Origin of the sequence: Kitasatospora putterlickiae, assembly GCF_039527695.1 — a bacterium.
Classification (GTDB): Bacteria; Actinomycetota; Actinomycetes; order Streptomycetales; family Streptomycetaceae; genus Kitasatospora; species Kitasatospora putterlickiae.
Genome location: NZ_BAAAKJ010000177.1, coordinates 4,115 through 4,782, shown reverse-complemented (window position 1 = coordinate 4,782; position 668 = coordinate 4,115). Strand labels below are relative to the sequence as shown.

The 668-nt window shown below is 74.7% G+C and carries 1 protein-coding gene; it reads right to left on the bottom strand.

Annotation, left to right across the window (positions count from 1 at the left end; all coding sequences use genetic code 11):
• The coding region (locus tag ABD308_RS17905) for a hypothetical protein (protein WP_344335561.1) at nt 1-555 on the bottom strand (555 nt) is incomplete at its 3' end.
• Nucleotides 556-668: the final 113 nt, after the last annotated feature.

Genomic DNA, 668 nt, shown 5'->3' with positions numbered 1-668 from the left:
CCCGAGCACCACGTCCACCGGTCCCGGCACGGTGCGGCCGAGGACGACGGTGGCGGTGGGGGCGGCGTCCGGCAGCACCGTGGCGTGGAACTCCCCCGCCCGCAGGGTGTACGTCTCGCCGCGCCCGCTGGTCTGTTCCTCCAACGGCTCCCAGCGCACCAGCCGCGCGGTGGGCCGGACCTCGTCCACCCCGGCGGCGGCGTCGCTGTGCACCTCGTAGGCCCGGTGGGTCGGCCGGGCGGGCTCGTCGTGCACGCCGATCCGCAGGTTGCCGATCCGCCCGTAGAGCACGCTGCTCTTCAGCTCCCAGCTGTGGCAGTGGATCTCGCGCCGTCGGGCGGCGGTCTGCGGGTCGAAGACGTGCACGCAGACGCCGAGCGCCCCGTCGCGCACCATCGGCAGGCAGTAGAAGCCGAGCGGATGGGCCACCGCGCGCAGTTCCCGGGTGCCGCGCGCCACCTGGGCCAGCAGGCCGCCCACCAGTGCGTCCAGTCCGGGCTCGGCGGCGGTGCGGCCCGCGGCCCGGTCGAGCGTCGTGAACAGGTCGTTGCTCATCGATCCCCCTCGCTCCCCGCCCAACATGCTAGAACCGGAGCGAAGTCGGCGGCCAGCGACTTGACGCCCCGACCTCCCGTTTCCCGTTGCCGTCCACCGGGACGCGCGCCCTC